This is a genomic window from Piscinibacter defluvii (assembly GCF_004011805.1).
GTDB lineage: Bacteria > Pseudomonadota > Gammaproteobacteria > Burkholderiales > Burkholderiaceae_C > Piscinibacter > Piscinibacter defluvii.
Map to the genome: position 1 here is coordinate 37,314 of NZ_RCHJ01000025.1, position 26,399 is coordinate 63,712.

General features: G+C 66.3%; 26 protein-coding genes. 13 read left to right on the forward strand and 13 right to left on the reverse strand.

Annotation, left to right across the window (positions count from 1 at the left end; translation table 11 throughout):
* Positions 1-2: 2 nt before the first annotated feature.
* From D9C15_RS28325 to D9C15_RS28335, 3 genes are read right to left on the reverse strand one after another with little or no spacing between them, the layout of a single operon-like run.
* Positions 3-773 carry a COG4705 family protein gene (locus D9C15_RS28325; RefSeq protein ID WP_128002490.1) on the reverse strand — a complete coding sequence of 257 codons (771 nt, stop codon included), beginning with the start codon at positions 771-773 and terminating at the stop codon, positions 3-5.
* Between the two features lie 16 nt (positions 774-789).
* On the reverse strand, positions 790-1,242 hold the full coding sequence (locus tag D9C15_RS28330; RefSeq protein ID WP_128002492.1) for a hypothetical protein: 453 nt from the start codon (positions 1,240-1,242) through the stop codon (positions 790-792).
* A 35-nt stretch (positions 1,243-1,277) separates the two neighbouring features.
* Positions 1,278-2,057, reverse strand: a complete 780-nt coding sequence (locus tag D9C15_RS28335) for a COG4705 family protein (RefSeq protein WP_128002494.1) — start codon at positions 2,055-2,057, stop codon at positions 1,278-1,280.
* A gap of 176 nt (positions 2,058-2,233) precedes the next feature.
* On the opposite strand from D9C15_RS28335, the gene D9C15_RS28340 reads away from it, so the two are divergent.
* The 3 genes from D9C15_RS28340 to D9C15_RS28350 are packed head-to-tail and all read left to right on the forward strand — an operon-like array spanning position 2,234 to position 4,862.
* Entirely contained in the window at positions 2,234-2,827 is a 594-nt protein-coding gene (locus tag D9C15_RS28340) for an undecaprenyl-diphosphatase (protein WP_128002497.1), read from the forward strand.
* 17 nt (positions 2,828-2,844) lie between these two features.
* Positions 2,845-3,504, forward strand: coding sequence for a response regulator (locus D9C15_RS28345; RefSeq protein ID WP_128002499.1), 660 nt, complete (start codon positions 2,845-2,847; stop codon positions 3,502-3,504).
* Entirely contained in the window at positions 3,504-4,862 is a 1,359-nt protein-coding gene (locus tag D9C15_RS28350; protein ID WP_128002501.1) for an ATP-binding protein, read from the forward strand. Before D9C15_RS28345 ends, D9C15_RS28350 begins: the two co-directional genes overlap by 1 nt.
* An 11-nt stretch (positions 4,863-4,873) precedes the next feature.
* Here D9C15_RS28350 and D9C15_RS28355 read toward each other — a convergent pair whose 3' ends face one another.
* Entirely contained in the window at positions 4,874-5,701 is an 828-nt protein-coding gene (locus D9C15_RS28355; RefSeq protein ID WP_240668629.1) for a ChbG/HpnK family deacetylase, read from the reverse strand.
* A gap of 36 nt (positions 5,702-5,737) precedes the next feature.
* Here D9C15_RS28355 and D9C15_RS28360 point away from each other — a divergent pair, with 36 nt between their 5' ends.
* Positions 5,738-6,142, forward strand: coding sequence for a GtrA family protein (locus D9C15_RS28360; RefSeq protein ID WP_128002505.1), 405 nt, complete (start codon positions 5,738-5,740; stop codon positions 6,140-6,142).
* Here D9C15_RS28360 and D9C15_RS28365 read toward each other — a convergent pair.
* The 3 genes from D9C15_RS28365 to D9C15_RS28375 form a co-directional block, all read right to left on the reverse strand.
* Entirely contained in the window at positions 6,084-7,661 is a 1,578-nt protein-coding gene (locus tag D9C15_RS28365) for an ArnT family glycosyltransferase (protein WP_240668630.1), read from the reverse strand. The two genes, D9C15_RS28360 and D9C15_RS28365, sit on opposite strands and share 59 nt — an antisense overlap.
* A complete protein-coding gene (locus D9C15_RS28370) occupies positions 7,658-8,725 on the reverse strand; it encodes a glycosyltransferase family 2 protein (protein WP_128002507.1) in 1,068 nt (355 codons plus the stop codon). The genes D9C15_RS28365 and D9C15_RS28370 overlap by 4 nt, the downstream gene beginning before the upstream one ends.
* 125 nt (positions 8,726-8,850) lie before the next feature.
* On the reverse strand, positions 8,851-10,407 hold the full coding sequence (locus tag D9C15_RS28375; RefSeq protein ID WP_240668631.1) for an ArnT family glycosyltransferase: 1,557 nt from the start codon (positions 10,405-10,407) through the stop codon (positions 8,851-8,853).
* Positions 10,408-10,597: 190 nt separating this feature from the next.
* On the opposite strand from D9C15_RS28375, the gene D9C15_RS28380 reads away from it, so the two are divergent.
* Positions 10,598-10,897 (forward strand): DUF1488 family protein, encoded by a 300-nt coding sequence (locus tag D9C15_RS28380; RefSeq protein ID WP_164886890.1) that lies wholly within the window; start codon positions 10,598-10,600, stop codon positions 10,895-10,897.
* 49 nt (positions 10,898-10,946) lie between these two features.
* Here the strand turns inward: D9C15_RS28380 and D9C15_RS28385 are convergent, their stop codons facing one another.
* Positions 10,947-11,345: a YkvA family protein gene (locus D9C15_RS28385; RefSeq protein ID WP_128002512.1), complete on the reverse strand. Its 399-nt coding sequence runs from the start codon at positions 11,343-11,345 to the stop codon at positions 10,947-10,949.
* Between the two features lies 1 nt (position 11,346).
* A complete protein-coding gene (locus D9C15_RS28390; protein WP_128002514.1) occupies positions 11,347-13,008 on the reverse strand; it encodes a BamA/TamA family outer membrane protein in 1,662 nt (553 codons plus the stop codon).
* A gap of 202 nt (positions 13,009-13,210) precedes the next feature.
* Between D9C15_RS28390 and D9C15_RS28395 the strand changes: the two genes are divergently transcribed.
* Positions 13,211-13,558 carry a PepSY domain-containing protein gene (locus tag D9C15_RS28395; protein ID WP_128002516.1) on the forward strand — a complete coding sequence of 116 codons (348 nt, stop codon included), beginning with the start codon at positions 13,211-13,213 and terminating at the stop codon, positions 13,556-13,558.
* 288 nt (positions 13,559-13,846) lie between these two features.
* Here the strand turns inward: D9C15_RS28395 and D9C15_RS28400 are convergent, their stop codons facing one another.
* From D9C15_RS28400 to D9C15_RS28410, 3 genes are read right to left on the reverse strand one after another with little or no spacing between them, the layout of a single operon-like run.
* Entirely contained in the window at positions 13,847-15,040 is a 1,194-nt protein-coding gene (locus tag D9C15_RS28400) for an MFS transporter (protein ID WP_128002518.1), read from the reverse strand.
* Entirely contained in the window at positions 15,037-15,603 is a 567-nt protein-coding gene (locus D9C15_RS28405) for a DedA family protein (protein WP_128002519.1), read from the reverse strand. The genes D9C15_RS28400 and D9C15_RS28405 overlap by 4 nt, the downstream gene beginning before the upstream one ends.
* A gap of 34 nt (positions 15,604-15,637) precedes the next feature.
* Entirely contained in the window at positions 15,638-18,145 is a 2,508-nt protein-coding gene (locus D9C15_RS28410; RefSeq protein WP_128002521.1) for a PAS domain-containing hybrid sensor histidine kinase/response regulator, read from the reverse strand.
* Positions 18,146-18,366: 221 nt separating this feature from the next.
* Here D9C15_RS28410 and D9C15_RS28415 point away from each other — a divergent pair, with 221 nt between their 5' ends.
* The 7 genes from D9C15_RS28415 to D9C15_RS28445 all read left to right on the forward strand — a co-directional run bounded on the left by D9C15_RS28415 (position 18,367) and on the right by D9C15_RS28445 (position 25,215).
* Positions 18,367-18,927, forward strand: a complete 561-nt coding sequence (locus D9C15_RS28415; protein ID WP_164886892.1) for a DUF2076 domain-containing protein — start codon at positions 18,367-18,369, stop codon at positions 18,925-18,927.
* Between the two features lie 10 nt (positions 18,928-18,937).
* Positions 18,938-19,204, forward strand: coding sequence for a hypothetical protein (locus D9C15_RS28420; RefSeq protein WP_128002525.1), 267 nt, complete (start codon positions 18,938-18,940; stop codon positions 19,202-19,204).
* A gap of 13 nt (positions 19,205-19,217) precedes the next feature.
* Entirely contained in the window at positions 19,218-19,877 is a 660-nt protein-coding gene (locus D9C15_RS28425; RefSeq protein WP_128002527.1) for a response regulator, read from the forward strand.
* Positions 19,878-19,880: 3 nt separating this feature from the next.
* Positions 19,881-21,230 (forward strand): ATP-binding protein, encoded by a 1,350-nt coding sequence (locus D9C15_RS28430; RefSeq protein ID WP_128002529.1) that lies wholly within the window; start codon positions 19,881-19,883, stop codon positions 21,228-21,230.
* A 4-nt stretch (positions 21,231-21,234) separates the two neighbouring features.
* On the forward strand, positions 21,235-22,638 hold the full coding sequence (locus D9C15_RS28435; RefSeq protein ID WP_128002531.1) for a phospholipase D-like domain-containing protein: 1,404 nt from the start codon (positions 21,235-21,237) through the stop codon (positions 22,636-22,638).
* Between the two features lie 126 nt (positions 22,639-22,764).
* On the forward strand, positions 22,765-24,432 hold the full coding sequence (locus D9C15_RS28440; RefSeq protein WP_128002586.1) for a phosphoethanolamine transferase: 1,668 nt from the start codon (positions 22,765-22,767) through the stop codon (positions 24,430-24,432).
* 24 nt (positions 24,433-24,456) lie between these two features.
* The gene (locus D9C15_RS28445) at positions 24,457-25,215 is read left to right on the forward strand and encodes a phosphatase PAP2 family protein (protein WP_128002534.1); all 759 of its coding nucleotides are present in this window, start codon (positions 24,457-24,459) and stop codon (positions 25,213-25,215) included.
* A 264-nt stretch (positions 25,216-25,479) separates the two neighbouring features.
* Here D9C15_RS28445 and D9C15_RS28450 read toward each other — a convergent pair whose 3' ends face one another.
* Positions 25,480-26,358, reverse strand: coding sequence for a hypothetical protein (locus tag D9C15_RS28450; RefSeq protein ID WP_128002536.1), 879 nt, complete (start codon positions 26,356-26,358; stop codon positions 25,480-25,482).
* Between the last annotated feature and the right edge of the window lie 41 nt (positions 26,359-26,399).

The window sequence follows — 26,399 nt, forward strand, 5'->3', positions numbered from 1 at the left end:
TCTCAATGGACTGTACGCGCCGCGCGTTGCCGGAACACGAGCAGACCCGTCAGGATGAATCCCATCAGCACGGCCGATGCCGTGTACCGGCTGAGCGCCAGACCGCCGGCGCTGAGCGGCTTGTCGAGAAAGTCGCCGACGACGGCGCCCAACGGACGGGTCAGGATGAATGCGGCCCAGAAGAGCACTGTGTGCGACACGCGAGTCCTGTAGTAGGCGAGCGCCACCACCACCAGCATCAGCCCGAACACCACCGCTGCGCCGGTGTAGCCCAGGCCGGCCGTGTCGGCCGTCCAGTCGCCCAGTGCCGTCCCGAGGGTCTGCGAGAACATGATCGTCAGCCAGTAGAAGGCCTCTGCGCCGGGTGTGCTGACGGAACTCACCGAGACTGTGCCCAGGCTGCGCTTCCACACCCACAGCGAGCCGAGCAGCAGCGTCAACAGCAGCGCGGAGCCTCCCGCGTAGCCGATGCCGAGGGAGCGGTCCGCGAAGTCGGCCAGCGTCGTGCCTACCGTGGTGGTGGCGATGATCGTGGTCCAGTACAGGGTCGGATGAAATCGCTGGGCGCGGATCTGTGCCACGACAGCAGCCACGAACACTGCGGCAAAGATGGCCGTGCCCACCAGGTAGCCCAGGTGCATGGACATCGACACCGCATCGCCACCGGTTTCGCCCAGCGTCGTGGCCGCAATCTTGATCAACCAGAAGCCGAGCGTCACCTCGGGAACCTTGGCCAGGCCCTGCTGCGGTTCAATCTTCTCCAATGCCTTCATCGCGGGGTGCTCCGGTTCAGGCCTTGCCGGCCAGGTTGTCGAAGGTCCTGATCAGGCCCGCCAGCGCCGCCCTGCAATCGGACTGTGTCGGCTTGTCGGCGCGCAAGGCCTCGAGGGCTTGGTCGATGGCCTTGTCGAGGACGTGCCAGTCGGCCGCGGCTCGTGGCTTGAGGCCGGCCTCGGCGGCATCCCAGGCCACTTCGAGATCCTTGATGCGAGTCTTGGCGGCAACCAGGTCGCCCTTGTCGACGATGACGGAGACGTCGGCGGCGATGGCGCGGAACGTTGTCAGATCACCAAGCTTGGAGGCGGCCGGTGTTGCGGGCTGCGCGACCGACGCCGAGCTCTTCGCAGATGCCGCGGGCGGATTGTTCGCGCTGTCGCTCCTGGAGCAGCCAGCCGCGAGCGTCAGCAGCGCCACGGCGAGCGCTGTCACGGGGAGGTGAAGGCGAGGATGAGTCTTGATCATGGTGGAACTCGACTGCTTGCGAAGGGGTGGTTTCGTCAGTTGGTTTCGGGAGTGGCCTGGCGACTGTTCATGCCGATCTGGGCGACCGCGACCAGCATCACAATCACCGAGAGGAACAGGGCGCTGGTCCACAGGGCGCCCATTCCCAAGCCGCCGTAGGCCCTGGCCTGGGTCAGCAGATCGCCCAGCGCTGCGCCGAAGGGCCGGGTCAGGATGTAGGCCAGCCAGAAGGTCAGGACCGCGGGGCCGCCAAGTCGCCAGGCACCATAGGTGAGCGCGATAAGTGCGCCGAAGGCCACGGCGCCCCATGCGAAGCCCAGGCCGAGGGCTTCGGTGGCCAGGTCGCCGGCGGCCGTTCCCAGCGCAAACGTGCACAGGATGGCAACCCAGTAGAAGGCTTCACGCCGGCGGGTGACGATGTCGGTGATCGACAGCGTGTGCTCCAGCCGATGCCACACGCCGAAGATGACAGCCAGCGCAGTGGCAAAGGCAGCCGTGCTGAGGTACAGGCTCACACCCCAGGCGTCGGTGAGCAAGTCCGTGATCTGCGTGCCGACGATGCTGACCAGCACCACGGTCAGCCAGTAGATCCACGGCGTGTAGCGCCGCGTGCGTAACTGGACGAACAGGGCCGAGGTGAGCAAGGCGGCCATGACGCTGCGCGTGGCCGTCTGGCCCCAGCCCGCGTTGACGGCCAGGAAGTCGGCGCCGGTCTCGCCCACCGTGGTGGACATGATCTTGATGATCCAGAACGACAGCGTCACCTCAGGAACCTTGTTCAGCAGTGACCGTGGCACGGTGATGGCGGTGTTCATGCGGTTGAATCCTGCGAGGCGTCTTGAAGATGGCCGTACTGTCCATGGCCAGACTTAGCGCAGGCATAGGGCGCACCTTCCCGTCGCGTTCCGTGGGGCTTAAGTTGCGATTAAGTGAGCCAGCCGGACCATGTCCCGCTCGCCGGCAAGGTAGGGCCGGACGCGCCTAGCATTTCATGAGCAACGTTCACCTTTTCGAGTTGATCAACGCCGCGCCTCACCCGGAGGCCTGGCAGTTGCATCTCGCCATCGCCTTGGCACAGTGGCTGATCTATCTCCTGCCGGCAGGGTTGGCATGGGCGTGGCTGCGAGGCGACCGCGTCGCGCGGCTCGATATCGTCGGCATGTTGCTGTCCACGCTGCTGGCACTGGGAGTGGCCCAGGTCGTCGTGCACGCCTGGCCGCAGCCGAGGCCGTTCGCGCTGCACCTGGGCACGCAGTTGCTCCCGCATGCCGATGATCCCGGCCTGCCGAGCGACCACGTGACGGTGTTCTGGAGCCTGGCGCTCTCGGCGCTGTTCACCGAACGCTTCGCCGTCTGGGGCTTTCCGCTGCTCGCCGGCGGTCTGGCTGTCGGCTGGAGCCGCGTGTTCCTCGGCGTGCACTTCCCCTACGACATCCTGGCCGCGCTGCCGGTCGCCGGGATCGGCGTGGTCATCGCTCGTGCCCTGCGTCCGGCAACAATGCCGCTCGTGCTACCTCTGATGGCCATACACGACCGCTGGATGACGACCCTGCGCACCCGCCTGCACCTGAACCGACGGACCTGAATCTTCCCGCCTTCGCGATGCGCATCCTCCTCATCGAAGACGACACCATGATCGGCAAGGCCGTGCACCGCGGTCTGGCCCAGGCGGGCTTCACGGTGGACTGGGTGACGGATGGCCGCAGCGCGGAACTGGCGCTGGCCAACGGGGTGTACGACCTGGCGATCCTCGACCTGGGACTGCCCAAGAAGGACGGCATGGCGATCCTGACGTCGCTGCGAGGCCTCGGCAATTCGATGCCGGTGCTGATCGCATCGGCCCGCGACACGGTGCGCGACCGGATCGCTGGGCTGGAGGCGGGTGCCGACGACTACGTGCTCAAGCCCTTCGACCTGGACGAACTCGTCGCCCGCGTGAGGGCGTTGCTGCGCCGGCACGCGGGAAGCGGATCGCCGATCCTCAAGTGCGGTGCACTGGCGCTGGATCCGGTGCGCAAGGTCGTTCTCCGGGACGGCGAGGCGGTGGAACTGTCGGCCAAGGAGTTCGCCGTGCTCGAAGCGCTGATGCAGCGCCCTGGCGCCGTGCTGTCCCGACAGCAGCTCGAGGAGTCGGTCTACGGCTGGGGCGAGGAAGTCGGCAGCAACGCGATCGAGGTTCACTTGCACCACTTGCGCAAGAAGCTGGGTTCTGGTGCGATCCGCAACGTACGCGGTGTCGGATACCGGGTTAGCGAGGACTGATGCGGTCGATCGAGCGCACCTTGTTGGGATGGATCTTCGGCGCCCTGGCGCTGGGATCTCTGCTCGTGGCGTTCGCCACGTATCTGGTCACGCTCGACGAGATGAACGAGGTCTTTGACGCAGACCTGAAGAACATCGCCCAGGCCGTGGCCGCGTACCACCATGCCGGGCATGGACCGCACGAGGCGTCGCCCGTGGCGTTGCCCGAGCGAAAGGACGTCCCCGACGACAGCGAGGTCGTCACGTTGACCTGGACACCGGCGGGCGCGCGGGTGTTCGCGTCCGACCCGCGAGTCGGCGTTCCCTTCATCACGGAAGAAGGACTGCGCAGGATCCGGGTCGGCGCAGAAGAGTGGATCGTCTACACGGTGGTGCGCGACGACGGGGTCGCGCAAGCCGCGCAAAGGCAGTCCGCACGCCAGGAGATGGCTGGTGAGTCGGCGGCCAAGGTGTTCCCGCCGCTGATCGGCTTGACGCTGGTGGTCGGCGGGCTGCTAATTTTCGGGCTTCGACGCGGCTTGCACCCCCTGGACGTCGCGGCGCGGGACGTCGCCGAGCGCAGCGTGCATTCGCTCGATCCCATCCGCATGGAAGACACGCCCCTGGAACTCTCGCCGTTGGTGCGTTCAATCAACGATCTTCTGGGGCGCTTGGGCCAGGCCCTCGGGGCGCAGCGGCGCTTCCTGGCGGACGCGGCACATGAGTTGCGCACGCCACTGACGGCGCTGCGACTGCAACTGCAGCTGCTGGAGCGCTCCAGGAACGAGCCCGAACGACGCGAGGCGATGGCGGACCTGTCGCAGGGCATCGAGCGGTCGCAGCGCCTCGTCGAGCAGTTGCTGCAGGTGGCCCGCGCAGAGCCCGACGCCGAGCTGCAGCGCGTCGAGGACGTCGACCTGTCGGCGCTGGTGCGTGACATGGTGGCGGCACAAAGTGCGCACGCCGAGCACCTCGGCCTGGACCTCGGTGCCCAGGCCGATGTGCCGGTGCAGGTCAGGGGTAGTGCCGCCCAGCTGTCCGCGCTGATCGGCAATCTGGTTGACAACGCCCTGCGCTACACACCGGCAGGCGGAGTCATCGACGTGTCGACTGCCATGCAGGGCGATCGAAGGCCCGTGCTGCGTGTCCGCGACACGGGCCCCGGCATCCTGCCGGCGGAGCGCTCGCGTGTCTTCGACCGCTTCTACCGCGGAGAACTCGCACCCGAGCAGGCCCGGGATGGCGGCGGCAGCGGTCTGGGGCTGGCCATCGTCAAGGCGATTGCCGACAGGCACAGGGCCGAGGTCAAGCTGAGTGATGCGCACGAAGCCGCCTCGGGGCTGATGGTCGAAGTCATCTTCCCGGAATCGAAGGCTTGAAGTCGCCGGTCTCAATCGGCGTCGGCGAGGATGTGGCTCATTGGCCAAAGCACCACGCCCAGTTCTCGGATCAACTGCCCGAACTGGCGGCTTGCCAGCGCCTGATACTCAGCTTCGCGTGCCGCGGCGAGCAAGTCACCCTGCGCGATGGCGCGACCCGGATGGCACATCAGCAGGTCGCCCTCGCACGCAGCGCTCAGCCACCCGCGCAGCAGTCGCATGTAGCGCATCGCTCCACCCGAGAAGTCGTAGACACCCAGCAGCGCCCGGTTCTGAGGCAAGCCATGCCGGCGCGCCGACTCCGCCAAGGCCGAGGCCCCGAGCGCGGCGATCGTCGTCGCCTTGAGCCATCCCCGGATCCCGGCCGTTGCGCTCCCCCGCGGGCGTGTGCGGGTGCGGCGGATCCACGGAGGGTAGGCACCGTATCGCGCATCGAGTTCTTCCAGCAGTTCGTCGCGGATGACCGGCAACTGGTGTACGTGCTGATGCCCGTCCACGAAGGTCGGTGCATGCCCGACACCTTGCTCGAACGCGTCGAGTTGTGCGCGCATTTCCGCACGGACGGCTGCGCGGTCGCAACGCCCGATGTAGCTCTGCACGATCAGCGACCGCAACTTGTTGCGACTCGTGATCAAGGGGTGTTGAGTGAAGTCCAGGTGCAGGCCCACGTCCAGGCCCTCCGAGTGCATGCGACGCAGGACGCCGACGCCGGAGCCCCAGGCCGGCGCGCCTACGAGGGCGCCGGTCGCGTGCACGCGCTCCATGGCGACAAGTTGCTGAACCGCGGAGTTGACGCCCTCGTTCAGCCCGAAGTCATCGGCGCAAAGGCAGATGATCACGCCATGGGTCGTGGCGAGTGGCGTTGACTCTGAGCGATGACCGTGCCGACTCGCGCCGCCCGTCCGCTTTGGTTCGTTGCCGTAGGCTGCATCGCCGCCGCGGTGCACTGGCTGGTGGTCGTCGGCCTGGTCGAGGCAGCCGGGTGGCATCCGCTGGTGGCCAATGTCGCGGGCTGGCTGCTGGCCCTGAGCGTGTCGTTCGGTGGCCATCACCGCCTGACCTTTCGTGGGCACGGCGCACCCGCGGCGCGATCAGCCATGCGCTTCGTACTCGTCTCGGCCGCCGGGTTCGGTGTGAACGAGGCGGTGTATGCCGTGAGCCTGGGCTGGAGTGGCCTGGGGTACCAGATGCTGCTGGGGATCGTGCTGGTGCTCGTCGCGGTCATGACGTGGCTGTTGAGCCGGCATTGGGTGTTTCGGGGCAGTTCAGTGAAGCCTTGACCCGTGCTTGTTCGCGGTCGACGCGCCAGAGGGTGGCGTTCGCGCCCTGCACGGCGACCTCAGCATGGGCCAGCAGCGGATATCGCGTTGCGGCGTCCGGCGGGCCGACCACCCAGCTCAGCGGCCGAGCGCAGATCGACGGACCGAGAAGCGCGGGTCGCAGCAGCGTCCTTTGAGCGCGTGCCGGTGCGAAGTCGCCTGCGTCGGCCAGTTCCTTGCGCCAGGTGTCGCGGCGGTGAATCTCTGGATCCGACCAGTCGAGCACCGTGGCGACCGGTTCCGGCAGACGGGCGTACAGCGGCAGGTCGAAGTAGTAGTTGTCCAGCATGTACACCGGCTCGCCGGCCTGGCGCAGCGTGCGCAGCGCCGCAGCGATGTCCTTCGTCGAATGGGGAGTCCGTGCGGCCAGCACGCCGATGGCGGCGAGGCTCAGGGCGACGGTGACGCCTGCGCTGAAGGCCCAGCGCCGCCCGGAACGCGGCGAGCGCGCTTGCCAGGCTTCCAGACCGTCGGCCAGCAGCACGGCCAGTGGCGGGACCGCGGGCAGCACGTAGCCCAGCAGCTTGGAGGCTGGAAGCGAGAAGAAGGCAACGATCAGGGCGAGCCACAGCCACATCAGAGTGCGTACATCACCGCGCACCGGATCACCCACGCGCCCGCGCTCGAAGTGGGGCCGCAGCCAGGGCAGCCAAGGCAAGGTGAACAACAGCAGCACCGCCGGGTAGAACCACAGGGGCTGGACATTGTTGAATCCGCCAGCAGCAAAGCGCTTGAAGTGCTGGACGACGAAGAAGTAGTCGAGGAAGCCGGCGAAATGCGCCTGCATGGCGATGAACCAGGGCGCCGCGATGAGAAGGAACAGGATCGTCCCGGGGATCGACACCAGGCCGAGAAGCGTCTGCCAGCGGCGGCGCAGCAGAAGCCAGGCTGCGACAACGAGCGCGGGCAGCACGAACCCGATGAGCCCCTTGGCCAGCACGCCGAGCGCGGCGGCCGCGTAGGCGCCCACAAGGGGCGCGCGGTAGGCCGAGCCCTCCTGCGACAGCAGGGCGGCGTGCGCGAGCAGGGTGATCGTGACGGTGATGCAGCCCGCCACCAGCATGTCGAGGTTGGCGAACTGCCCGCCGATGTAGAAGAGCGGCTGCGCCAGCAGCACCACGAGGGCCAGCCCCGCCGCGCGTTCCCCCCACCAGCGCCGCACGAAGAAGAAGATGGCCATCGCCCCGGCCCAGGCACCCAGCAGTGGCGCCGCGCGGGCAGCCCAGTCGCCCGGCCCGAACGCGGTCATCGACGCGGCCGTGATCCAGTAGAACAGTGGCGGCTTGTGGAAGTAGGGCAGGCCGTTGAGCGTGGGCACGAGCCAGTCGCCACTGCGCATCATTTCCCAGGCCACGCCGACGTAGCGGCCTTCGTCGGGCAGCATCAAGGGGCGTGGCCACGCCAGCAATGCCAGCCAGGCAAATGACAACAGGGCAGCGCCAGCCCGGCTGCCGGCGAAGCTCTTGAGTGACGGGTTCACTTGCGAGATTCCTCGAGGCCATGACCACGCTCGCGCTTGACGACGAACAGCGGTCGGGCCTTGACCTCCTCGAACACGCGGCCGATGTACTCGCCGACGATGCCCAGAGAAACGAGCTGAATGCCCGAGAACAGCATCAGCCCGACGACGATGGTGGTCCAGCCGCTGACGTCGTGGCCATACAGGAAGTAGGTGGCCGTGAGATAGGCGCCGTATGCGAAGGCCAGGCCGGCGAGCACGAATCCCACGATGCTGACTGCGCGCAGCGGCCAGGTCGTGAAGCCCGTCAGGCCGTCCAGGGCCAGCCGCACCAAGCGTAACGGGCTGAACTGCGAGTGGCCATGGGCCCGGGGCGCCGGTGTGTAGGGCACCGAAGCGGTACTGAAGCCCACCCAGGCGTAGAGCCCCTTCATGAAGCGGTTGCGCTCGGGCAGTGCGAGGAGCGCATCGACGACCCGTCGGTCCATCAGCCGGAAGTCGCCCGCATCGGGTGGCACTTCGAATCGGTCTGCCGCGTTGACGAGGGCATAGAAGCCGCGGGCCCCGAGCCGCTTGAGCGATCCCTCGTCGGCCCGGTCGCGCCGCACGGCATAGACCGTGTCCGCGCCCTCGCGCCACTTCTGCAGCAGTTCGGGGATCAGCTCGGGCTCGTGCTGGAGATCGGCATCGAGCATGACGACCACATCGCCGCGTGCTGCCTGCAATCCGGCGGTCAGCGCCGCTTCCTTGCCGAAGTTGCGTGACAGCTCGATGGTGCGAACGCCATCGCACGTCAGCCAGCGCGCAAGGACCTGCGAAGTGTCATCGCTGCTGCCATCGTCGACCAGGATCACTTCCCAGCTGGCGACCAACGCGCTGACAGTATCCAGGAGGCGGCGCAAGAGTGCGTCCAGGTTTCGCGCTTCGTTGTGGCAGGGGACCACACACGACAGCGTGGGCCTGGCGCACTGGCGTGCGCGTTCGCTGTCGGGCTGTTGCAGAGCGGACACCGGAGCGGTTCGTCCGGCGGCGTGTGGCGCAAAGCGGTAGGCGAGCGTGTGGTGACTTGTCGACGGCGTGCTCATCGGGCTTCCAGGGGAATCGAGATCTTCGCGGCAGTCTCAAAGAGCACCACTTAATTCGAACTTAACGACAAGATCCTGTAGGCGTTCTTCGAACCTGCGTGGCCCTTGCGAAGCCCGTTGCATGGTCAATCCGATGGGGCGGAAGGCTTCTTCGGCGAACGACTCGAAGGCAGTGCTCGATAGCTCCATCCGGGCAGTGCCGAACCAAGAGGGTGTCCTCCGGGCAACTCACCCGTCGCGCCGATTTCGACCACGCCGCCGGCCCGCTCCATGGCCTTCGAGACCCACGGGCTTTCGTCGCGCCGGCCATCGATCAGAACAAGCGGATGCTCCGGCAATTCGAGAGCGACGGCCGCCGCGACGGCGGGAGGGCCGGACAGGATCCGGATGGGGCCGCCCAGCGTGCCGCGAATCGCCTCGAGTGCGCGCGCCACGGGCTTCGGGTCGAAGGTGCGCCAATGTGTGTCCCTCAGCGACCGCGGGCCGAGCGGCGAAGTGACGTAGCTGACCGTCAACAGCAATACGTTGACGACCACGAACCCCGCCAGCAGTCTCCGCAACGTCGCCCTTGCCCATGACAGGCCGCGCGCGAGTTCCATCAGGGCGGGAATCACGAAAAGAAGAAAGGGGGTGCCCCAGTGCAACTGCAGATCAGCGCCCGACGTCAGTCCCAGCAGGGTCATGAAGCCCAGCGGAACGAACCCGAAGATCAGCAGCAGCGCCCTCGCACTGGGGAGCCGTTCGGCGCCAGCCGTGGGTTCAGGTTGGACTGCGGACCGCCCTCGCAGCGGCCAGGCGACCCACAGCAGGAGCAGCAGCGCCGGCAGAGCCCGGTTCAGCATCTGGTCGGCAAGCCAGTGAACAGACTCTGCCGTTCTCGCCGGCAGGGGATGGCCGACGCCCAACGAGGTGCTCATCGCGTAGGAGACCGGTCCGAAATCGTGGGCGCGCAACCACTGAACGTGCGGGCTGAAGATGACCAGGCCGATCAAGGTGGCCAGCAGCAGCCCGCGACGCTGCGCGCCATCCCCCCAGAAGCGTGAATGGACCGCGAACGCGATCACGCAGACATAGGTGACGACGATCTGGTACTTGGCCAGCGCGCCGAGTCCCAGGCAGACCCCGAGCGCGATCCACCATCTGAGTCTTCCGCTTCGAAAGCACTGCCAGGTCACCGCAGCGCTGCAGGCGTTCAGCAGCATCAGCACGATGTTGTGATTGAAATAGTTGAGTCGCCCGTTGTAGTAGGTGATGCAGGCTGCTGCCAGCAATGCGACCAGAGCATGGCGCTCGCCGCGCAAGCGGGCCACCAGCCGCCACATCAACAGCAAGGACGCGACGGTGGCCGACGCGCCCACGACGTACACGGTCCAGGCACTCCACCCGAAGGCCCGAACCGGAAGCCACAGCAGCCAGGTCGGAAGCGGAGGGTGCTTGTAGTAGCCCCACTCGAGCGATCGCACCCAGGTGAGCTGCTCCAGGTCGTCGACCGGCGGCACGAGGCTCGTGGAATTCAGATGCAGGAGCCACACGAGAACAAAGAGTCCAACGCCGGCAGCCATCGCCAGGTTGGGCACCGCCGCCACTCGGCTTGCGGTGCGAGTGTCGATCGTAGAAGTGCCAATAAGGGCATGGCTGACCGGCCATGTCTGGACTAAGTCACCATCCGAACCGTTCTGCATGTCGCTTTGCTTCCGGCAAGCCCGGCGGCACCATTGCCGCGGGTGCGGCACTCTCGGTGTCGGCGACTTAAGCCGTGCTTAGCCTGGCCCCCCGGGGGCTACGGGGAGCTCGGCCAGTAAGTCCCGTTTAAGTCGCGCCTGGCGACCATCCTTCTCGATGAGAGGCCGAAGGATCGGCCAAGGAAGTGGTATGGAACGCTACGAGCCGTATTACGCACAAGACACCGACGGAGTGCATTTCCAGGTGAACGTCGATGGCGTCTTCGTGCAGGCATATGTCAGCCGAACGATCCTGCACATTGCATATGGATCGAGCGAGCCGAGGGCGCAGTGCCTTGCGACGTACCTGAAGCATCGTGAGGACGTTGACGCGGCAGTGCGGCGACGCGTTCATGCTTTCGGACCGGAGACCGTGCTTGTGCGACAGCACGAGATCGGGGCCGCTGCGGACAAGTGCCCAGAGGCGCAGCAAGTTGCGGCCCGCGATTGATCCCGACAGCTCGGGCCAATATGAGCCCGCACTCGAGAGCGCGGGCTCGTCAGTGGGCCAGCGCGCCCGACATCCAGATCGTCAGCGCGATACCGGCCACCAGCCAGATGACGATGATCGTCGCGGCACCTGCCAGGCTGCGGGGCTTGGAACCGTGCTCGGCCAGCCACTGCTCGGACTTCAAGCGCGATGCGGTCAGCACCTCCTGAGGCAACAGGCGCACCGCGAGCCAAATCAGACCCGGCAGCAAGATGACGTCGTCGACATATCCAAGCACAGGGATGAAGTCGGGGATGAGGTCGATCGGACTCAGGGCGTAGGCCACGACGAACGCGCCCAGTGCCTTCGCGTACCACGGCGTCGCGGGATGCGAGCGCGCGAACCAGAGGGTCAAGGCGTCGCGCTTGATCCGCCGTGCCCAGGCGCTTGTTGCCTCGCCAAGTTTCATGTCAAAAGCTGGCCTTCGTCTTGACGAGGAACTGCACCTTCTTGATGTCGGGCGTGGCGTTGAGCGGGAACGCCACATCCACGTGGAGCACATTGCTGAACGCTGCGCGAACGCTCACGATGCGAAGCCCGGCGCCCACGTTGCTCAGCCAGCCGGGGTTGACGGTGTTGGTCGCGTTTCCGCCCCAGGCCCGACCGACGTCGAAGAAGGCCGCACCGCCGACGCGAAAGAGACGCCAGACATACGCATCCGTGAAGAAGCGCTCCTCGACCGTGAAGAGCGCGCGCCGCTGGCCGTTCTGATATCGAAGTGGATAGCCCCGCAGTCCGTTGTCCCCGCCCAGCAGCAAGGTCTCCGCAGGGTTCGGCTTCGTCAACGTGTCCGCTGAGGCCGACGCGTAGAACAGCCACCGGCGGCCTTGAGGAATGTAGTACTGGGACTGGACGCCCAGGCGCTGGCGCTTCGCCTGTCCGTCCGAGTATTGTCCCGTGATGGAGGCGGAGGCAGTCAGAACGTGCTCGGGCGCGGGCTCGAATCCCCGACTGATCGACGCAATGTAGAGAAGAGTGTCGCGGGTTGATCCCCAGTCCTTGCCTGCCCAGCCCAGTTGCACGGAGGCTGCGAGCCCGAGCGCAAAGAACTCTGGGCGCGCCATGAGATTGCGGTTCTGCAACTTCTCGAACCGGTCTTCGATCAACTCGTAACGCACGAACGGGCCCACCAGTCTTTCGTCAGGCGGCAGTGCAGTCGGCGGCACGCGTCCCGGTTCAAGGCTGTATCGATCGTCGATCAGGCTCGTCCCGACCGAATAGCGCTGAACCCAGCCATCGACCCGCCCGGTCGACCAGCCGGCAAACGCCTCGGCCTGGCGTTGGCGATGGCGAAATTCGCTGGCGACGTTGCCAGCGTCGTAGATGGGGTCGATGCGATCATCCCGCGATGCAGTGATGCCCGCCGCCCAGTTGCTGTCCAGGGCGTAGAACGGACGCACCAGCGAGACGGCATCGCGCCGCCCGTCGCTGTTGCGCGAGGTGCTGAGATCCAGCGAGGTCCACGTCCCGAGGATTCGGTCGGCAGAGAACTGGAAGGTGTTGCTCGAGCGATCGACCGTGTTCGAGCGGCCGTAGCTGAGCGACGTTCCGGTTCCAAGGAGGTTGTATTCCTTGAGCTTGATGCCGCTGCTGTTCGCCCCGCCGGAACGCCCGGCGCTGAAGCCGGGATCCAGCGACCACGTGTCCCGCGTGCGGACCTCGAGATCAACCACGCCGTCGTGCCAGGCCAGGGGGCGTATCTGGACGTCGTAGAGATAGCGATTGCGCCGCAGCAACCGTTCAGTCTCGTCGATGCGGGCGACCGACAAGGTTTCGCCAGACTTGAACACGAGAGCATGTTCGATGACCGCGGGTCGCGTCCTGATGTGCAGCGCGTTGGCCCACCGGAAAAGGAGTTTGTCTTCCTTGGGATCGGCGAGATCAAAGATGTCGTCCGTGACCACACGGATCTGGCCGATACGAGCTCCGGCCGCCTCCAGTTCTGCCAACTTGGGCAGGGCCTGCTCAGTCGACTCCGCCCAGGCGGCGCCAGGCAAGAGCAGCACTGTGGCGAGCAGGCGCGCTGCGTTCCCGACAGGACTGCGCCAGCTCGAAACCCGATCACATCGCATGCGGCCAAGTCTCCGCAGCACCGACTTAATCGAGACTTAAGGCGGATGCGACCGGCAGGCCTCAACAGGCGCGCCGAAGCCGGCAAGTGATGGGGCAGCGACTCAGTTGCCGCCGCTAAGTGCCCTCTAAGTGTGGGCCTCGATAGTTGATCCCGTCGACAGGCAATTCCGCCTCGACAGACTGGTAGCAAGGAACATCATCATGAACCGAAAGATTGCCATCCCCGCGCTGATCATGGCTGCGGGCATTGCCACGGCTGGAGGCCTGGCGTACGCGAAGTCCGGCGGCGGCGAGAACGATGCCGTCACCGACCTGGCCAAGGTGAAGATCACCTTGACGCAGGCCATCGGGGCGGCCGAGGCCCAGTTGGGCGGCAAGGCCACCAAGGCGGAGCTCGAAGGCGAGCGCGGCGCGGTTGTGTATCAGGTCGAGGTGGTGAGCGCCGACAACAAGGTCTTCGACGTCAAGGTCGACGCTGCCGATGGCAAGGTGCTGTCGAGCAAGCAGGACCAGGCGGATCGCGGCGAACACGAAGACAAGGACGAGTGACGATCCTGCGGCGCTGCGCTGCGGATCCATCTTCTCGGGCGGCTCGGCCGCCCGTTCCATTTCCGTCATGCGCTCGCTGCGATCACCGTCGGCGATCAGTGTCACCATGACGCAGGTGGGCGAGGACCCAGGCTTCGCGGAAGAAGTGGACCGGCTGGGCATGGATCACAGGCGGGGGCCATGTTGCCAACGTCAATGCGGTCGTACATCCCGGTTGCCGGTAAGCGCAGAGCCAGCTGCGCGTGGTCCATCCGAAGGATCCCCAACCCTTCGTTGTCTTAGGTGTCTTTACACCAGTTCGGGTCTGCGTGCCCGATGCCGCGCGCTCATCAGCGCGATCAGTGCGATCAGCGCCCATGCAGCCCCCGCCGCAAACGCGGCCGAACTGCCGTGTCGTGCCCACAGCCATCCGGTCAACGCCCCACCTGCCAGTTGAGACATGCCGGTGACGAAGTGGAAGACGCCGAACGCGGTCGCGCGAAAGTCCGCCGGGGCGAGGTCGGCCACCCAGGCCGACAGGCCTCCCTGAGAGAGGCCCATGTGCAGTCCCCAGAGTGCGACACCGATCCACAGGCCCGCACCGTCCCCGAGCCAGGCCAGCGCCGCCTCGGCAGCGACCAGCGCCACGAGCGACGCGATGAGCAAGGCTTGTCTGCCGATGCGTGAAGCCCAGACGCCGGCAGGGTAGGACGACAGCGAATAGGTCGCGCTCATCACGATCATCACGAGCGGAATCCACATCAGGCCCAGGTGCACTTCCTGGGCTCGCAGGACCAGGAAGGCCTCGGACAGCCGGGCCAGCGAGAACAGGGAAGTCACCAGCATCAGGAGCCAGAACGCCGGCGGAAGCGCCGCAAGGAAGCGAAGACGTGGAACTGCGCCGGTACCGTTCGCGCTGTGCCGATCCGGCTCGTCGATGCCCACCGCGAGCAGCAGCACGGCCAGCACCGCGGGAATCACGGCGATCCACAGCACTGCCCGCATATTGTCGGCCCAAAGCCAAAGGAACAACATCGCCAACAACGGACCGGCGAAGGCGCCCACGGTGTCGAGCGACTGACGCAGCCCGAACGCCGCATCACGCAACGCTGGCGGTGTGACGTCTGCAACGATCGCATCGCGCGGGGCGCCTCGGATGCCTTTGCCCACACGGTCGACAAAGCGCGCTGCGACAACGCCGAAGGCCGTGTCGGCCAACGGGAACACGGGCTTGGTGATCGCCGCCAGCCCGTACCCCAACAAGGCAAGCGACTTGCGCCGCTGAAACCGATCGGAGATCACGCCCGACACCACCTTCAGCATCGACGCCGTGGCCTCGGCAATGCCTTCGATGATGCCCACCGCAAGCACCGATAGGCCGAGCACGGTGGTGAGGTACACGGGCAGAATGGCGTGGACGAGTTCCGAAGACATGTCCATGAACAGGCTGACCCCGCCCAGCACCCAGACGGCGCGTGGGATGCGCTCGCGTACTGGACTCATGGCCGCGATGCGCGTCCGCTGCAGGTGCGCCGCACGGCGAACCACACGGCGCCGAGGACAATGATCAGTGCGGCGGCCTGAGGTTCATGGCGACTTGCTTCCTCCACGATCGCGGCGACGGACCGGCCGAAGAGATGGCCCAAGGATGCAAAGGTGACCGCCCAGGCCGTGGCGCCGAGCGCATTGAAGAGGGCGAACTCTCGCCATGACACGCCTGCCATCCCGAGCGCCAGCGGCCCCGCGGTGCGCAGGCCATACAGGAAGCGCACACCGAAGATCAACCAACGCCGATGGCGTTGCAGCATCGGCATCACACGCTCGACCCCGGGCCGCAGGCGAGGAATTCGCGACAGCAGCCAGTTGCCGCGCCATCGGCCGAGCACGAAGTAGGACTGGTCCCATACGAAGTTGATCGATGCCGCGACGAGCGTGACTGCCCACCATGGGGCATATCCCTGGTGCGCCGCATAGCCTGCCAGCACAACCGTTGTCTCGCCCTCGAGCAGGCTGCCGGCCACGATGGCCAGGTAGACGTGGTCCTGCACAAGCGAAGCAATGTCCATGGATCGAAGTGTCCGCGAGACAGGCCTCGACCCGTCACCGTGCCGCTGCCTCGTCGAGGAGGCGCAGCAGTTTCGGTATGTCGACCGGCTTCGTCAGGTACGCTTCGAATCCCAGTCGCAAGGCAGCATCGATCTGGGCTGGCAGCGCGTCGGCGGACAGCGCCACGAACCGGATGCCCTTGGTGCGCGGGTCGGCGAGCAGCACGCTGACCAGTTCGAGCCCCGTCGAGTCGCCCAAATGCATGTCGACGAGCATGAGATCCGGCGGGTTCGATCGCGCCGACGCGAGCGCCTGCGCCCCCGACGTGGCGATTCGCAGTTCGAACGCCGGGCGTGCATGCAACGCGCCGCGGACGACCTCGACATTGACCTCGTTGTCTTCCGCATACAGAACGCGCAAGGGCGCCAGCGAGGCCGGCAGCGTCGCCTGGCCTTCGTTGTCCTTGTCGATGGCCGGCGTCCTGGCGGCCTCGAGCGTCAGGATGGCTGTGGTCCCCTGGCCGCTGCGGCTGGTCAGATGGAGATCACCGCCCATCAACTGGGCCAGATGGCGAGCCAGAACGAGACCGATGCCGGTGCCTTCGACGCCAGAGCGCTCGGCACCCAGTCGATTGAACGGCTCGAACAAGTGCACCTGTTGAGCGTCGGTCATGCCCATGCCGTTGTCGATGACGCGAACCTCCCAATGCGTCGCCAGCCGATCCCACTCGACCTTGGCTGTTCCGCCCGGGCGGTTGTACTTCACCGCGTTTGACAGCAGATTCAGCAGAACCTGGCGCAGGCGTACACGGTCGGCTCGAACGAGCGCCTGGGTGCCATCCGTAGCATGTCGGGGCGACAGCTGAAGTTCAACGCCCTTGGCGTCCGACTGCGCACGCAGCATGGTGCAGCACTCGCCAGCGACCTCCGCCAGGTCGACAACCTCCGGCGATACCGGCAACTGGCCAGCTTCGATGCGCGACAGGTCGAGCACGTCACCGATCAGCGCAAGCAGATGGGCCCCGGCCTGTTCGATCCGCTGGACGCGTTGAGCAGCTTCCGCTGGCAGAGGATTGCGCTCGTCCATTCGCAGCAACTGGGCAAAGCCCATCACGGCATTCAACGGGGTCCGAACCTCGTGGCTCATGCGGGACAGAAAGTGCGTCTTAGCCGCATTGGCCCTGAGCGCCACGTCGGCTGCCCTGATCGCAGCCTCGGCCTGCATGCGGGCACTGATGTCCTTGGCCACTGCGATCAGGTAGTCCGGTCGGTTGGCCGCGTCGCGCGCCAGCGCGACCGCCTGGAGCACCCAGATGGCGGTGCCGTCGCCTCTCAGCATCCGCTTCTCGACCGAGTAGCGAGGCACCTCGCCGCGCAGCAGGCGCTGTAGGCTCGCCGCTTCGACCGCAACGTCTTCGGACCGGGTCGCCTTCGACCAGTGCATCCCGAGGAGGTGCTCGCGTGTGACGCCCAACATCTCAGCGAGCGCGCTGTTGACCTCCAGGAATCGACCATCCAGCGCCATGCGTGCCATGCCGACCGGCGCCAGTTCGAAGGTGTCGCGCATCTGCTGCGTGGTCCGGTCCCGCTCGGCCCGCGCCTGCACGCGTTCGCCAATGTCGATGAAGGTGATGACGTGGCCGAGTGACTGATCCGCGTGCTCCAAGGCGTGGCAGCTCAGATCGACCAACAGTGGAGTGCCATCGACGCGGCGCATCGTAAGCTCGCGAGTCCCGAGGTTCTCTGCGGTGCGCAGCCATGTCTGCGCTTCGGGCGACGATCCGCCATCGACAAAGCTGCCCACGATGCGGCCGACGAGCGCGGCTTGGCTGCGATGGCCCAGCATGCGAGCGGCCGATCGATTGGCGAAGGTGCATTGGCCGTCTTCATCGAAGCCGAGAACGCCTTCGGCCATGGCGTCCAGCAATCTGCGCGTCGCGCGGGCCTGGTCGTGCAGCTTCGTCTCTGCCGCCACGCGGGCCGACTCGTCCCGCACGAACGCGGCATAGCAGCCCAGATCGGCCAGCCAAGCCGTGGTCAGCTGCACGGGCAGGCTGCTTCCGTCGCGGCGCGCCTGGACCATGAAGCTGCGGCTCACACCCGTCCGCCGAACGGCATCGAGATGTTCGTCGAGGCCGGCCACTGAGTCCGGGTGTGTCAGTTCGGACAGGCGGCGCCCGGACAACTGCTCCTGGGGGCGGTCGAGCATCGTGCGGTAGCCCTGGTTGCTGCGGACGATCCTGCCCTGCGGGTCTGCCACCACGAAGCCGTCGCTGGCGACATCCATGGCCCGTTCGGCCAGGTGCGCGCGACGTCGCCACCCGCGCAGGACAGGGACCAGCATGGTGGCGCAGATCGCGCTGAGCGCGGCATCGTCGACCAGGATTTCCGCCCAGACACCGAGGCGGTGTTGCCACCATCGCTCCGTGACGGACAGGACGAGCAGGTCTGCGGCGAAGACCACCAGGACGACGGCCAGGACCAGTCCTGCGAGCGACCAGGGCGCTTCGAGAAGCAGTCGGGCGACTCGCTGCCGCAGGGCATCGGAAAGTCGGGAGCGCATGGCAGCGGGATGGATGGACGTTGGCAGCTCAAAGCATGTGCGCAAGGGCTACGCGCACGGCAGTGGCGACTGGCATGAAATGGCCGTGCCGATGGTCACTTTGCAGGGCCGAGCGTCACGACGTGGAATGCTCTGCGTGCGAGTTAAGTCCCGCCTAAGTGATGGTCCATACGCTGAATTCGCACAGAGTTCACTGCCTTGCAGGCAACGAAAGGACAATCATGGATACCCGCGAACGACTTCTGGTGAATCGGCTGATCACGAGAATTGCAGAGGCGCCGGACGTGGCGAAGGATGCCGATGCGCAGGCCGAGGTGGGGGCGTTGCTTCGCATCCGACCCGATGCGCCCTACCTGCTGGTGCAGCGGACGCTCATGCTCGAGGCCGCGCTCGAACAGGCGCAGGCCCGCATTGACGAACTGCAACGTGTCGCGCCGACGCTCGCGCCGGCTGCGCCGGTCGCGCCGTTGGTTGCGGCTCAGCCCGCCGTTGCCGGGGGCTTCGCGCCGCCCTCCGGGGCGGGTGGCTTCCTGCGCAATGCCGCGACGATCGGTGCCGGGGTTGTCGGTGGCAGTCTGCTGTTCCAGGGCATCGAGTCACTCCTGCATGGAGGGCGGAACTGGGGTGGCGGCGCTGCTCAAGCGCCGGTGGAGGTGTTCGAGACCAACAACTTCATCCAGTCTGCGGACGGGATGGACCGTCCGGACCCGCTGACAGGGATGGAAGTCGCCGATCTGCCGGGCGACTCGGTCTTCGACGATGGTGGGGGCCTCTGGCCCTGAAGGCACTCGCATGCAACCGCTCTACATTCGCGTGTTCGACCTGCACGAAAACCGCACCATCGACATCACGCCGATGCCGTGGTGGCGACGCTCTGCGCGTGCGCTGCTCGCACTGCTGTTCTTCCTGGTCGCCGTTCCTCTGCTTTGGTTGGCGGGTGCCGTGTTGGGCCTTTTCGTCCTGGGCGTCGGCGCCGTTATGCTCGGACTGGCGGCGTTTGGAACGACGGGGGCGCATCGCAATCGCCGGAATCGCCGCGATCCGCCGCAGGCGCCGTGAAGCAAGGACGAGCATGAGACTGCTGCTGGTCGAAGACGACACCATGATCGGCGAGTCGGTGCTGGACCTGCTGCGCGCGGAACACTATGCCGTCGATTGGGTGAAGGATGGCGACATGGCCGAGACGGCACTTCGCTCCCAAGGTTATGACCTGGTAATGCTCGACCTGGGGCTTCCCCGACGCGATGGCTTGTCTGTGCTGCGAGCGATGCGCGCACGCAGGGACCGGACTCCGGTCCTCATCGCGACGGCGCGTGACTCGATCCAGCAACGCATCGAAGGACTCGATGCGGGTGCGGACGATTACGTGCTAAAGCCTTACGACCTCGACGAGTTGCTGGCGCGCATTCGGGCCCTGGTGCGCCGGGCGTCCGGGCGGGCCGAACCCGTCTACGAGCACCTTGGCGTCAGCATCAGTCCGGCCACGCGCGAAGTCAGTGTGCATGGCGATCCGGTCGTGCTGTCGGCGCGCGAGTGGGCCGTCCTGGAGCCTCTGCTGGCTCGGCCGGGCCTGGTGCTCTCCCGCGCCCAGCTCGAAGAGAAGCTCTATGGCTGGAAGGATGAGATCAGCAGCAACGCCGTGGAGGTGTACATCCACGGCCTGCGCAAGAAGCTCGGCGCCGAACTGATCCAGAACGTCCGCGGAGTGGGCTACATGGTGCCAAGGTCTTGAGCGATGAGCCTGCAGCCGCCGCACTCGCTACGCACCCGCCTGCTGTGGTTCCTTCTGGCCGCCATCACGCTCACCGCCGTGGTGCAGGCCGTCATCGCGTATCGCACGGCTCGTTCCGAGGCGGATGAGATCTTCGACTATCACATGCAGCAGATGGCGATGTCGCTGCGGTCGGGGCTTCCGCTGGCCGGCACCGTTCATGACGGCGAAGACAGGCCCGACGAGGAGGGATATGACTTCGTGGTCCAGGTCTGGACCTCCGATGGATTGCGCGTGTTTCAATCGGCGCATGCCGCGCTGCCGCGCCGTGCCGCGCTGGGCTTCTCGAACGTGCAGGCCAGGGGCACGACATATCGCGTCTTCTCGATGCAGGCGGGGCCACAGATCGTCCAGGTCGCCCAGGACATGGCGGCGCGCCAGGACATGGCGGGCACGCTCGCTTTGCGGACGCTGCTGCCGATCGCCCTGATGGCGCCACTCCTGATGCTGCTCGTCTGGTGGGTGGTCAGCAGCTCGTTGGCGCCGGTGTCGCGCGCGCGCCGCCAGGTGGCGGAGCGCCAGGCCGACGGTCTCGACGAGGTCAGCGAAGCAGGATTGCCTGACGAGATTCGTCCGCTGGTGCATGAACTGAACCTGTTGTTTGGACGTGTGCGACAGGCCTTCGACGCACAGAAGAACTTTGTCGCCGACGCCGCCCATGAGCTCCGATCGCCGCTGGCGGCGCTGAAGCTGCAGGTCCAGGGATTGCAGCGCGCCGCCGACGATGACGCACGCGGCCTCGCCGTGGCGCGCCTCAACGCAGGCATCGACAGAGCAGCGCGACTCGTCGAGCAACTGCTGCTCCTGGCGCGACACCAGGCCAGTGCCGCCGGCGGCCAACGGCCCGAGCCGGTGGCGCTCGCGGCACTGGCGCGGCAAGCCGTCGCAGACGCCGCGCCGCTGGCCCAGGCCCGGCGCATCGATCTGGGCGTGTCACGTGCTGATGAAGGCGAGCTGACCGGGCACCCGGACGCACTTCGCATCCTCTTGCGAAATCTGCTGGACAACGCCATCAAGTACACACCCGAAGGCGGCGTGGTCGATGTCGAGGTTCATGTCGGCTCAGGCGGGACGCTGCTCACGATCGATGACACCGGGCCCGGCATCCCGGAAGCGGATCGCCAGCGGGTGCTCGATCGCTTCTACCGCATCGCAGGCGCAGCTGCGACGGGAAGCGGCCTGGGCTTGGCCATCGTCAAGTCCATCGCTGAACTGCACGGCGCAACCCTGACCCTTGGGCGTTCGGAGCGTCTCGGCGGATTGCGTGTGGAAGTCTGCTTCGAGCGTGATGCGGTGATGCCCGGGCGGCGCTGAGCGCATGCGCATCGCCTGGCCCTGGTCTCCGTCAGCGCTCGAGCACGGGGGCTTCATTGCCATCGGTCTGCTGGTCTACGTGCTGGCCACGCGTGTGGGCAAGCAGCGCCGCCATCCCTCCGCCGCGATCGGCTGGGTGCTGTCCATCATCGCCTTCCCCTACGTCGCGGTTCCCTTGTTCTTGATTTTCGGTACCCGCAAGGTCGCTCGGGCTCCGGCAGTGGGCGTTGCCGAAGCGCCAGTGGATACCGCTGCGCGGGAGCATGTGCCCCGCTGGGCTGCCGTGGCACTCGCGGCCATGCATGTCGAGCCACCTTGCCGCGTTGGTCGTGTGGAGTTTCAGTCCGACGGCGCTCAAGCGCTGCGCTCGCTGATCGAGCTGTGTGACGGTGCTGCCTCGACGCTGGCGGTGCAGACCTTCGTCTTCCGCAACGACGCGGTGGGACAAGCGGCCGCCCGTGCTCTCGGGGCGGCCGCAAGGCGCGGCGTGAGGACGCGGTTGCTGGTCGACGGTGTCGGCAGCGCCGCATTGCCGCGAGGTGTGGTTCATCAATTGCGTTCGGCTGGCGTTGAAGTGCGATCCTTCATGCCGCTGCTGCACAACCCGATGCGTGGGCGAACGAACCTGCGCAACCATCGAAAGCTCGCCGTGGCGGACGGCAGCGTGCTCTGGGCCGGCGGCCGAAATCTGGCGATCGAGTACTTCGTCGACAGTGGCGGCAAGCGCGCCTGGATCGATCTCGGTTTCACAGCCACGGGATCGTTGGCGGCCTCGGCACAACGGCAGTTCGATGACGATTGGCTGTTCGCCGGGGGTTCGTCCACTTCAGCGGGCTCGGACTGCAGGCTTGAACACGTCGCGGATTCGGGCGGATCGTGGGCCCAATGGGTGGCCAGCGGACCGGACCGTCGAGACGACACGCTGCACGATCTGCTGATGACGGCGGCCTATCACGCCAACCAGCGGATTCTGGCTGTCACACCGTATTTCGTGCCCGATGACGCGTTGCTGCAGGCGCTGCTCATGGCAGCCCGGCGAGGGGTGAAAGTGAGCCTCGTGCTCCCTGCACGATCGAATCACCGACTGGCCGACATCGCACGCGAGAAATCTGTCCGCGCCCTGGTCGATGCCGGCGCGGATGTCCGCTTGACACCCTGCATGGTCCACGCCAAGGTGCTCGTGATCGACGAAGGTGTCGCGATGTGCGGCTCGCTGAATCTCGACGGACGAAGCCTCTTCTTGAACTACGAGGCCATGGCGGTGTTCTACGGCAGGGACGAGGTGCAATGGCTGGCCGAGTGGACCCGATCACTGGCGGCCACGGGGCAGCCTCATCCCGGTGGCGCCCCGTCGCTTGCGCGTGATGTCCTGGAAGGCGTGGTCCGAGCGATAGGCTTCCAACTCTAGGGGTTAAGTCTCGCTTAAGTCGCGCTGACAAGCATGCGGTGGGATGTTTGCCACCCCGCTACGCGGCCGGCGTAGTACCGCGTCCGCCAACTTCCCTGCGTCCCGAAGGCGCCCTTTCTCGTGCCGATGAACGATTCTCGGCCAGAGACCGCGGCCCCGCGCGATAGCACTCCCCAGGCATCATTGCGAGAGGCATCGGTCGCGAAGATGGCGCTGGCGGGCAGCGCCTTCTTTGCTGTCGCCTGCAATGGCCCATTCTTGACGGGTGCGCTGGCCGGGCGTGCCTGGACGGAACTCGCCACATGGGCGTTCGCCGGCGCGATGCTGCTGTTGCTGGCCTCTCTTCACTTCCTGCTCCTGTCGCTGTTGCTGTTCCGACCGTTCGCTCGGCCCGTTCTCGCGGTCCTGATCATCGCCACTGCTTTCGCGACCTACTACATGCAGCGCTTCGGCGTCTACCTCGACCCCAGCATGCTGCGCAATGTCGTCAAGACAGATCCGGCGGAGGCCGGCGAACTGTTCGGGTGGAGCATGGTGCCCCATCTCCTCATTTACGCCGGGATTCCACTCCTCGTGCTCGGGCGCTATCGGGTCGCCAAGTTGTCGCTCCGGCGTTCCCTGACGATGCGGCTTGCCATGGTGCTGGCATCGCTGGGATTGCTCGTGGCGTCCGTGATGCTCGTTTTCCAGGACTTCTCGGCGCTGATGCGCAACCAGAAGGAACTGCGCTATCTCATCACGCCCGCGAACTACCTCTACTCGCTGACCCGCGTGCTCGTCGACGACACGCGTGAGGCGCGTGCGGCACGCTTGCCAGTCGGCACCGACGCCCGGCTGAGCAGTTCCTGGGGCAAACGGACCAGACCAGCCCTGTTCGTGCTGGTTGTGGGGGAGACCGTGCGCGCGTCCAACTGGGGGCTGAATGGCTACGCGCGGCAGACCACACCGCAACTGGCTGCCCTGGACATGATCAACTTTCGTGACGTCACGGCCTGCGGCACGAACACGGAGACCTCGCTGCCGTGCATGTTCTCCGCCGTCGGCCGGCGTGACTACGACGAGACCCGCATCCGCACCAGCGAGTCACTGCTGCATGTTCTGAACCGCGCCGGATTTCAGGTGCTGTGGCGCGACAACCAGTCGGGCTGCAAAGGCGTCTGCGAGGGTCTGCCCCAGCAGCAACTCGACCTCGAAGCCATAGCGCCGCTTTGCAGCGACGGGCGTTGTCTCGACGAGATCCTGTTGCGCGGCCTGGACATGATCGTTCGCGATGCCAAGGGAAACCTGTTCGTCGTGCTGCACATGCTGGGCAACCACGGACCGGCCTACTACAAGCGATATCCGGACGCATTCCGGCGCTACACGCCCACCTGCGATACGGGTGAGTTGCGCAAGTGCAGCCAGCAGGAGATCGTCAATGCGTACGACAACGCGATCCTGTACACCGACGATGTGCTTGCCAAGCTGGTGAATTTCCTGAACGAGCAGCAAGGTCGGTACGACACGGCGATGCTTTACGTGTCGGACCATGGGGAATCGCTGGGCGAGAAGGGCCTGTACCTCCACGGTGTGCCTTACGCGATCGCACCTGACGAGCAGACCAAGGTGCCCATGACCTGGTGGTTGTCGCCAGGGTTTCTCGGGAGCTTCGGCCTCGAGCGCACCTGCCTGGGCGGGCAGGCCCTGAAGCCTTGGAGCCACGACAACCTGTTTCACACGGTGTTGGGCCTCCTCCAGGTGGACACAAATGTCTATGCCCCCGAACTGGATATCGCCAGCGCCTGCCGGCGCTGAGCGTCCACCTGACCCGACTGACGCATGCCGAAGCACTCGCTGCGCAAGGACCTGACGGCGCTTGCGCTGGGGCTCGTGGCCCTGGCGGCATGGGACGCCGGCGGTCTCGACATCGTGCTGTCGCGTGGCTGGGGTTCCCCGACGGGCTTCGCCTGGCGCGACCACTGGTTCACAGCCGGCTTGATGCACGGTGGCATCCGGTCCCTCGGCTGGTTGGCCTTTGTCGTCCTGCTGGCGAGCGTCTGGCGCCCCCTGCCATTCGCGCAATCCTTGACGAGGCGCGAACGGATCTGGTGGCTCGGCACGACGCTGCTTTGCGTCGCAATTATTCCGCTGCTCAAGCGTGCCAGCGCGACGAGTTGCCCCTGGGCCCTGGCCGAATTCGGGGGCCGCGCAGCGCACTACGTGCCGCACTGGGTACTCGGTCTGGCGGACGGCGGATCCGGCGGGTGTTTCCCCTCGGGGCACGCCTCGACCGCCTTTGCCTTTCTGTCCGGATGGTTTGCCCTGCGTCAGCGCGACGCAGGCGTGGCTCGGCTGTGGCTCATGGTCACGATCGCCATGGGCGTGTTGCTCGGCGCGGTTCAGATGGTCCGCGGTGCTCACTATGCGAGCCATTCCATGTGGACGGCCTGGATCTGCTGGGCCGTGAGCGCGTTGTCCTTCCACGCACTTGCGCCATGGCGAGCCGGTGTCGCGGCGCATCATCGGCTTGGGTTTCCGGCGGTGACTGCGCCAGAGCCGATTCCAGAACCCGGGCGGTCCGAGTCGTCATTGCATTGAGTCTCCGAACTCCGCGGCCGAAACGCCGTCCTCAGACCATCTCTGACCTCGCCGCTGGCCAAGATCTTCGTGGCGAGACCAAGCGTCAAAGGAACTCCCAGAGCACCCATGCGCCCCATGCCGCGATGATGCCCAGTCCCGCGGCCAGGCACACCATTGGGGCCAAGTCGAATCGGGGTCGTGTTCCTCGGTGCTGCGGCGACGGAAGTTCCGCCGGCTTGACGCTGGCGTCGTCCGATCGAGCGTTTGCGCCTGGCCTCTCGCTCATGGTGTCCGCCTGCACCCGGCTGACGGTGGCCGCAGGGCGGCATCCTGATAGGCCTGCTCCGCAAGGTCTACCGCGGCCAACAGTTCATTCGCGAGTCCTGCGAGCTGGCGCTGCTCTGTCCTGTCCAAGGCCGGCTGTAGACGCGCGACCAACGCGTCCAGCAGGACAGCAAGATGCTTGTCCGGGAGCACCGCGCGCAGGGCAGCATGCTGATGGATGAGGTCGTCGACAACGGCTTTCGCAGCGGGAACGTCGAGATGCCCCGCTGTCGCCAGCAGCTTGAGCCGAAGCCCATCGTTGTCCAGCAGGGCCAAGGCCTTGGGTACGGGAGAACCGGTGCCGTCCTGCTGTTCGATGGCCTTGCGCATCAGCGAGGCGGCAGCGCTTGCCGAAGCAGCGTCGTCGCCCACCCGTTGCGCGACTCGAACCGATCCAAGCAGATCGCGGACTGCCTGCACGTCGTCGACCGCGAGATGGGGCTCCGTGGCGGCGGCGGCCCGCGTCAACGCCTCGACGACCTTGGCCTGTCCCGGCTTTTCGTTCGCAAGTGCTGCGTCGACGAGGTCCTCGGCCGCATCCTCGAGTCTTGCCAGCTGGCGGTCGCGCGGTGTTGGAACGTAAGGCCGGTATGTCAGCGACTCCACCACTTCGCTGATGCTTCCGCTGGGATCAAGTCGCAGCAGGTACCGCCGGCAAGGTCTGGTGAACTCCGCGGTGAAGCCCCCGGCCAGCCCGAGGTAGCTCACGTCGGTGGGTTGCTGACCCGCGAACTCCGTGACGGCCTCCTTGACGGCGCGGGGTGGCTCGGCCGTTGCCCCGATGGGGTTCGAATCGCCACAGGCTGACAGCAGTGCGAGACCCAGCAGCCGAGGCATCAAGATCAGTCGCTAGACCTCCATGGACGCGCTCCTTTCGA